The following is a 6,715-nucleotide window of genomic DNA, read 5'->3' as shown; positions in this document are numbered from 1 at the left end:
CGGTGGTAACGGCTAAGGACGGACTTGGCTTTAACCGGGCAATCCTGTTTCTCCACGACGAACAGCATGGCCGCCTCAGAGGAACAATGGGCATAGGCCCTGCAACCCTGCAGGAGGCACACCAAATCTGGGACGACCCCGCACTGAAATCCAAACCAATAGTCGAACTCCTGGAGGAGATCGAAAAGGGCACAATAGGACGGGACACCTTCCTGGACAGACAGTGCAAGGAGCTGGATATACCAATCGGGGATGCAGGGAGCAATTACCTGTCGGCTGCGGTAGTGCACAAGAAGTCCTTTAATGTGACCTCGGCGCAGACGGACCCGATGGCCGACTCAATCCTCGCAGAGCGGCTTGGCACGGAGGCCTATGCCGTTATTCCGCTGATAGCCCTGGGTAAGGTGATCGGAGTGCTGTGGGTCGATAACCTGTTTAACAAACAGCAGATAACAGGAGATGACCTTGGATTTATATCGACATTTGCAGACCATGCGGCCATATCCATAGAGAGCGCCCGGCTATTTGAACAGGTGAGTGTGGCAGAGAGTGAGCTGCACAACATCTTTGAGTCAATATCGGAGAGCGTCTTTATAACCGACCTGGATATGGTCATAACCAAGGTGAACAAGGCCGTATGTCAATTGCTTGACTTAGAGCAAGAGCAGGTAATAGGGCGGAGGTGTTGTGAGGTGTTTCACAATCAGGACGACGCAATAGCGCAGTGTCCCTACGATGAGATGTTGCAGAGACGGAGTTCGGTGGTCTCCGAAATAGAGGGTTTTTATGCCGGTAGCAAAGACACCTTTAGTGTATCGATTTCGCCAATTGTTGACTCTTACGGAGCGTACACCGGTGCAGTCCACATAGCCGGCAACGTGACCCAGGGCAAGAAGCTCAGAGAGCAGTTGGCCAAGATGCAGCAGATAGCGGCAATGGCAGAGATGACGGCCCGGGTTGCCCATGAGATAAGAAATCCGCTTTCCTCCATAGGCGGCTTTGCCAGACGCCTTCAGAAGAGATTAGACGGGCCGCTGCAGGACTATGCAAACATAATCGTGGAAGAAGTCACACGCCTGGAGACCATACTGAGACAGGCGTTGGGTTTCGTGAGGGAGTCAAAGATGTCTAACGAAACCATAGACATAAACTCCGTGCTTCGTTCCGTCAGGCAACAGATGGGTGCAACAGTGAAGGACAGGGTCGTCTTTGATGAGGATTACAGTACCGAGTCCCTTGAGATAACCGGCAATCCCAACAGATTGAAGGAGGCCTTTACCAACATAGTAACCAACGCCTGGCAGTCCATACAGGATAGCGGCAGGATAAGCATACGCAGTCGCAGGGAGGATAACACGGCCATTGTTGAGATCAAAGACACGGGGGTTGGCATGGAAGAGGCGGCACTCAGCCAGATATTCGACCCCTTCTACACCACCAGGATCACGGGAACCGGCCTTGGATTGGCTATAACCTCCAAGATCATAGAAGAACACAGAGCAACGATAGATGTAAAGAGCACGTTAGGAGTTGGGACTATATTCAAGATTAAATTCATACTAAAGGAGGCAAGATAAATGAAGGTATTAATAGTCGATGATGATCCTCACCTTAGAGACCTGTACAAGATGGAGCTGGAGGATGAGAAATACGATGTGTATGTAGCGAGTTCCGGCAAAGAGGCCCTTGAGATATTTGACAAGGAGGACATAGGCATAGTAACACTGGATATACTGATGCCGGGGATGGATGGCATAGAGGTGCTGCGGCGGATGAAGGAAAAGAAACCTGACCTGCCCATAATCATGTCAACGGCCTACGACTACCGCGATGATTTTTCGGTGTGGGCCTCGGATGCCTATGTTGTAAAGTCCTCCGACATGACGGAGCTTAAGAACACGATCAAGAAGCTGTTGTCCTGAAGATGGAACAGGTAGAGCTGGAGACTGAGGCCCCGTTGTATGGGGGCTTGTGTCTTAGCCGGCACAATGGTGTCGTCTTTGTCAGGGGCACCATACCCGGTGAGAGGGTCGTTGCGCAGTTAAGGGAGCACAAGCGGGACTACTCTATTGCCGATGCGATAGAGATACTGCAAGGCTCCGATGACCGCGTGGAGGCTCGATGTCCGGTGTTTTCGGTATGCGGAGGCTGTCACTACCAGCATATCTCCTATGAGCGTCAGCTTGCGCTCAAAGAGGAGATCGTTACAGACTGCCTTCAGCGGATCGGAAAAACGGATATTGCCTTAGAATCGACCCTTGCAGGTCAACAGTGGCATTACAGGAGCAAGGCACAGTTTAAGCTGGCCGATGATGGTACAATAGGGTTTTACAAGGAAGACTCCAGGGATGTTGTATCCGTGCAAGAGTGCTTTATCTGCAAGACAAGCATAAACGCTATGCTGAGAAAGCTCAGTGGGGCGCGGTTTGTCAGGGGCATCAGGGAGATACACATCCTCTCCGGGGAAAACACAATAGCCTACATCAAGGGTGCGGATGTCGATGAGGGTCGCATGGATTTCTTCCTGGACGTTGGCTTTGATGGTGCGGTCTTGGAGAGCGGCCCCTCTGTTGGAGCCACCAGTTGTAGGTTTATGCTCGGAGATTTGAGTTACGTGGTCAGTGCGCAGACGTTTTTCCAGTCAAACTGGGAGTTGAACCTGCGTCTGATACAGCAGCTCTCCGAGGCGCTTGGAGATGTAGATGGCATGAGCATTCTGGATGCCTACGGGGGGGCGGGAAACTTCTCCCTCCCCTTATCCCTGCGCTGTCGTGGCGCCACCGTGCTTGAGAACAACCCCTACGCCATTGCGGACGGTAAGAGAAACATCCAAGACAACAACCTCAAAAACATCAGATATATTTCACGTCCACTGGAAAAAATCAAGGAAACAGGAGCCGGCGATAAAAAGACCGCCAAGTACGACATCGTGATCGTTGACCCCCCAAGAGTTGGTCTGACCACGGCCGGGGTTTTACGGCTCCTAGCCCTCAGTCCCCAGAGGATTGCCTACGTTTCGTGTAACCCGGCCACCTTTGCCAGGGATATACACAAGCTCAGTAAAGAGTACACGTTGGCATCAGTCAGGCTCGTTGACATGTTTCCCAACACGTATCACTGCGAAGTCCTGGGGATACTAAACAGGAGGTAGTCTTTATGAAACCAATTGTGATATATGACCACCCTGTCTCCATGCAGATACACAGAGAGCTTTTTCACTTCGATGACGATGTCTATGTCCCAGCCGGTGACGATCTGATAGGAGTGTTACAGGGTTTGGATATCCACGGTGGAGCGACGGTATCGGTGGCTGCGCAGTGGCGTGGCATGATTGCTCTGGCGTTGTGGAAGGACGACCCTACCGCTGAGGAAGTCATGGCGTTTCTGGTGTCGGTAACACCCGAGTGTAAGGAGGTGTTGTTGACCGCCTCCACGGATGAGGTCTTTGAGTTCATGTACAGGCAGAAGAGGTTTGATTGTCTGCGCCGTTTAAGCAATACCACCAAGAGGTTGATCGAAAAGCACCTCAGAGACAAACGCCTAAGGATAGAGTTTCATCTGACGTCGGAGGCAACGGGCAGCATAATAACCAGCAGCCTCTGAATGTGTTGAGCGTTCCTCCGTGTGAGGAACAAGCGACAATGGAGTGCTACGATCAGTATACCTCTCTTTTTTTTCCTGAGATTATGTTATCATAATACCTAAGATGGATTTCAGGTTGACAGAAAAGGTTAAGGCAGCGGGTTGAGGTTCTAAACTGGGTCCGGCGGACCTGGCCGACTTGATACGCTCTATGGAACCGCTCGCAGAAACTTGTTATGATGCGGGTGAGGTCATCGTAGGGCCTGGCGATGATGCGGGCGTCTATCGCATGGGCGGGATGACGATCGTAGAAACGGTTGATTTCATGACCCCTGTGGTGAATGACCCTCAGTTGTTCGGCGCCATAAGTGCGGTTAATTCCCTGAGCGACGTCTACGCAATGGGGGGCAAGCCCGTTGCGGCAATGGCGGTAGCGGCCTTCCCAGCCTGTGATTATGACATCGGGGTGCTCAAGCTGATACTCAAGGGGGCGCTGCAATCTTTAAAGAGGACCGGGGTTTTCCTGATCGGCGGACATAGCATCAATGCCGTGGAGCTTCAATTTGGTCTTGCCGTAACGGGGGTCGTTGACGGGGATGCGATACTCAGGGTTAGCGGTGCACAACCGGATGACCTGCTGGTGTTGACCAAGCCCATCGGCATTGGCATACTCACCACGGCACTCAAAAACAGACTAATCAGCGATGACGATATCAACGAGGCCGTCACCTGGATGCTCACCATCAACGACACCGCATCGAAACTGGCCGTGCAGGCAAGGGCATCGGCATGTACCGATGTCACGGGGTTTGGACTGCTTGGACACGCCTGTAACATGCTCAGGAACTCGGATGTAGACTTCGTGATAAACTACGACTCTATACCCGTGTTGCCAAAGACAACCGAGTTGGCAGCGCGAGGGATATGTCCAGGCGGGGCGCATAAGAACCTCGGTTTCGTCAGCGCAAACACCAGATTCGCACCACACATCGAAAAAGAAAGGCAGCTCATCCTCTCGGACCCTCAGACATCGGGAGGGCTACTGATTGCTCTCGCACCGGATAAGCTCGGTATATTTCAACAGTCGGGTGTCTTCCATGCCGTCATCGGGAAGGTTACCAAAGGTTCCGGCGTACTTATAGTAGGGTAGCAACGGCATTGAAGACAATAGCTATGATTAAAAAATCCACGATAATAGGCATGTTGCTCTTGCTGCTTGTGGCACTCTGTACCGGTGGGACAGTGCTGCTGCTATACGTGTTTATAATGTTTGTCAAGGAAAAGAAGCGGCGATTGCACTATGAAAAGTCGTTGGCTTTTATAAGAAAACAGTTGGAGGGGTTAATCGACTCCAGTCATGCGGTTATATATAGCCGCAATCCAGGCAGTGGATATCCGATCATCTACGTCAGCGAAAACGTCACAGACCTCTTGGGTTATCCACCGAGTCGGCTCATAGAAGACCCCGAACTCTGGTTCAACAGGCTACACCCTGAAGATCGGGAGGTGGCACTAAGCAGTCTTAACACCGTATACACCCAGACGTATAATATCACCAGGTACAGGATGTTGGATGCCGGGGGAACCTACAGGTGGTTGCAGGACAACACCAGACTTATCTTCGATAAAGCGACAAACCCTATCCTGGTCCTTGGCACATGGTCGGATATCACCGAAAAGATAACGCTCGAAGAAGAACTGCTGAAAAAAACCGCAGAACTCGATAATATGAACAAAAACCTCCAGCGTAAGGTACAAGAGGAAGTCATCGCCAGACACACGCAGGAACAGATACTGATTCATCAATCGCGCCTGGCTGCCATGGGTGAAATGATAGCCGTTATTGCACATCAGTGGAAGCAACCCCTGAACACGTTGTCGCTGATAGTCAGTGACGTTGCCGAGGCCTACTCCTTTGGGGAGGTTAACCGTCAGTACGTAGAGGAGTTTGTTTCCGAGGCCACGGCTCAGATAAAGTTCATGTCCGGCACAATCGATGACTTCAGGAACTTCTTTAAGCCATCCAAGAGCAAGGTGGATTTCGATTGTGCGGAGGCCGTCAGGGAGGTTGTTGAGCTGTTATCGGCGCAACTGAAGGCCTTTGCCATTGACCTTGAGCTTGCAAGGGAGGGCAACACCGTTGTCTGTGGCTATCCCAACGAGTTTAAGCAGGTGGTGCTTAACATCCTCAACAACAGCGTGGAGGCCATCACACAACATGAAAAGTCCGCCGTCATGCCCAGAAATATAGCAATCAGGGCATACAACGACGACGACAAGGTAGTACTGAGCATCAGCGACAGTGGCGGAGGTATCCCCGCTCAACACATGGACAGCCTGTTTAATCCATACTATACGACCAAACCGGACGGCAGCGGCATTGGCCTCTACATGGCCAGAACCATCATTGAGGGCAACATGGGTGGCAAGATTCACGCAGACAATACCCAAACAGGCGCATCCTTTGTGATTGAACTAAGTATCTCAAACCACGGCGATCATTAACCAGAGATTGGTCGCATGTGGCCGAAAGAGAGAGATGGGGCGGCATGGTCGGATGTTTGTGCAAAAACTATATCCCTTGTTGCTCTCAGGGCAGTTTTGGTATAATAGATACCGGGAGATGACAAGTAATCAGACAAGAATAGACTGCTTTAAGTGCAAGCTGTTTTACGTTACGTGGGATAACCGTTTTCCGTATGGGTGTAAGGCAATGAACTTTAAGAGCAGGGTTATACCTTCCATAGAGGTATACAAGGCATCTGGGACACGTTGTCTGAAGTTTGACAAGAAAGCATAATTGCACAAGAAAATTACCCCGTGACGGACACCACAAACCGCCCCTTTCTTTACCGTGAAAATCTTATTGAGTTAAGACACAAAACTCCCCCTTACCGTCCATGACAGTTTTTTTTTTGCGATGATTCTATGTCTTCTTTCTTACATATCCAAATTTCTTCAAAATTCGCATCCAACGTGGAGCGTTGCGCTTTACTTGCAAAGCTTCATAATCTACATTTGGAGCTCTATAAGGTTCGTTCTTTGTCAGTAGTGTATAGATTACCTCCAATATCTTGTGCCCTACAGCTACTATAGCACGCTTGTGCCCTCGTCTTATCACAAGCCCCTTGTA

Annotated in this window: 7 protein-coding genes and 1 pseudogene; 7 read left to right on the top strand and 1 reads right to left on the bottom strand. The window is 50.7% G+C overall.

From position 1 onward, the window contains the following. The 7 genes from HWQ67_RS10820 to HWQ67_RS10790 form a co-directional block, all read left to right on the top strand. On the top strand, positions 1-1,577 hold a 1,577-nt coding region (locus HWQ67_RS10820; protein WP_218252701.1), incomplete at its 5' end, for a sensor histidine kinase. Then, positions 1,578-1,922: a response regulator gene (locus HWQ67_RS10815; RefSeq protein ID WP_040333894.1), complete on the top strand. Its 345-nt coding sequence runs from the start codon at positions 1,578-1,580 to the stop codon at positions 1,920-1,922. It begins immediately after the preceding gene. A 2-nt stretch (positions 1,923-1,924) separates the two neighbouring features. Next, positions 1,925-3,151 (top strand): class I SAM-dependent RNA methyltransferase, encoded by a 1,227-nt coding sequence (locus tag HWQ67_RS10810; RefSeq protein WP_218252700.1) that lies wholly within the window; start codon positions 1,925-1,927, stop codon positions 3,149-3,151. 5 nt (positions 3,152-3,156) lie between these two features. Then, positions 3,157-3,603, top strand: coding sequence for a hypothetical protein (locus HWQ67_RS10805; protein WP_218252699.1), 447 nt, complete (start codon positions 3,157-3,159; stop codon positions 3,601-3,603). A gap of 154 nt (positions 3,604-3,757) precedes the next feature. Further along, entirely contained in the window at positions 3,758-4,732 is a 975-nt protein-coding gene (selD, locus tag HWQ67_RS10800; protein WP_255317230.1) for a selenide, water dikinase SelD, read from the top strand. An 8-nt stretch (positions 4,733-4,740) separates the two neighbouring features. Then, on the top strand, positions 4,741-6,087 hold the full coding sequence (locus HWQ67_RS10795; protein WP_218252697.1) for a sensor histidine kinase: 1,347 nt from the start codon (positions 4,741-4,743) through the stop codon (positions 6,085-6,087). A 118-nt stretch (positions 6,088-6,205) separates the two neighbouring features. Beyond that, positions 6,206-6,382 (top strand): hypothetical protein, encoded by a 177-nt coding sequence (locus HWQ67_RS10790; protein ID WP_218252696.1) that lies wholly within the window; start codon positions 6,206-6,208, stop codon positions 6,380-6,382. 126 nt (positions 6,383-6,508) lie between these two features. Here HWQ67_RS10790 and HWQ67_RS10785 read toward each other — a convergent pair. Then, positions 6,509-6,715: pseudogene (locus HWQ67_RS10785) on the bottom strand (IS110 family transposase); the annotation flags it as partial.

Source organism: Candidatus Magnetobacterium casense (assembly GCF_019173545.1).
In the GTDB taxonomy this organism is placed as follows: domain Bacteria; phylum Nitrospirota; class Thermodesulfovibrionia; order Thermodesulfovibrionales; family Magnetobacteriaceae; genus Magnetobacterium; species Magnetobacterium cryptolimnobacter.
This window is presented reverse-complemented; position numbering and strand designations above follow the sequence as displayed.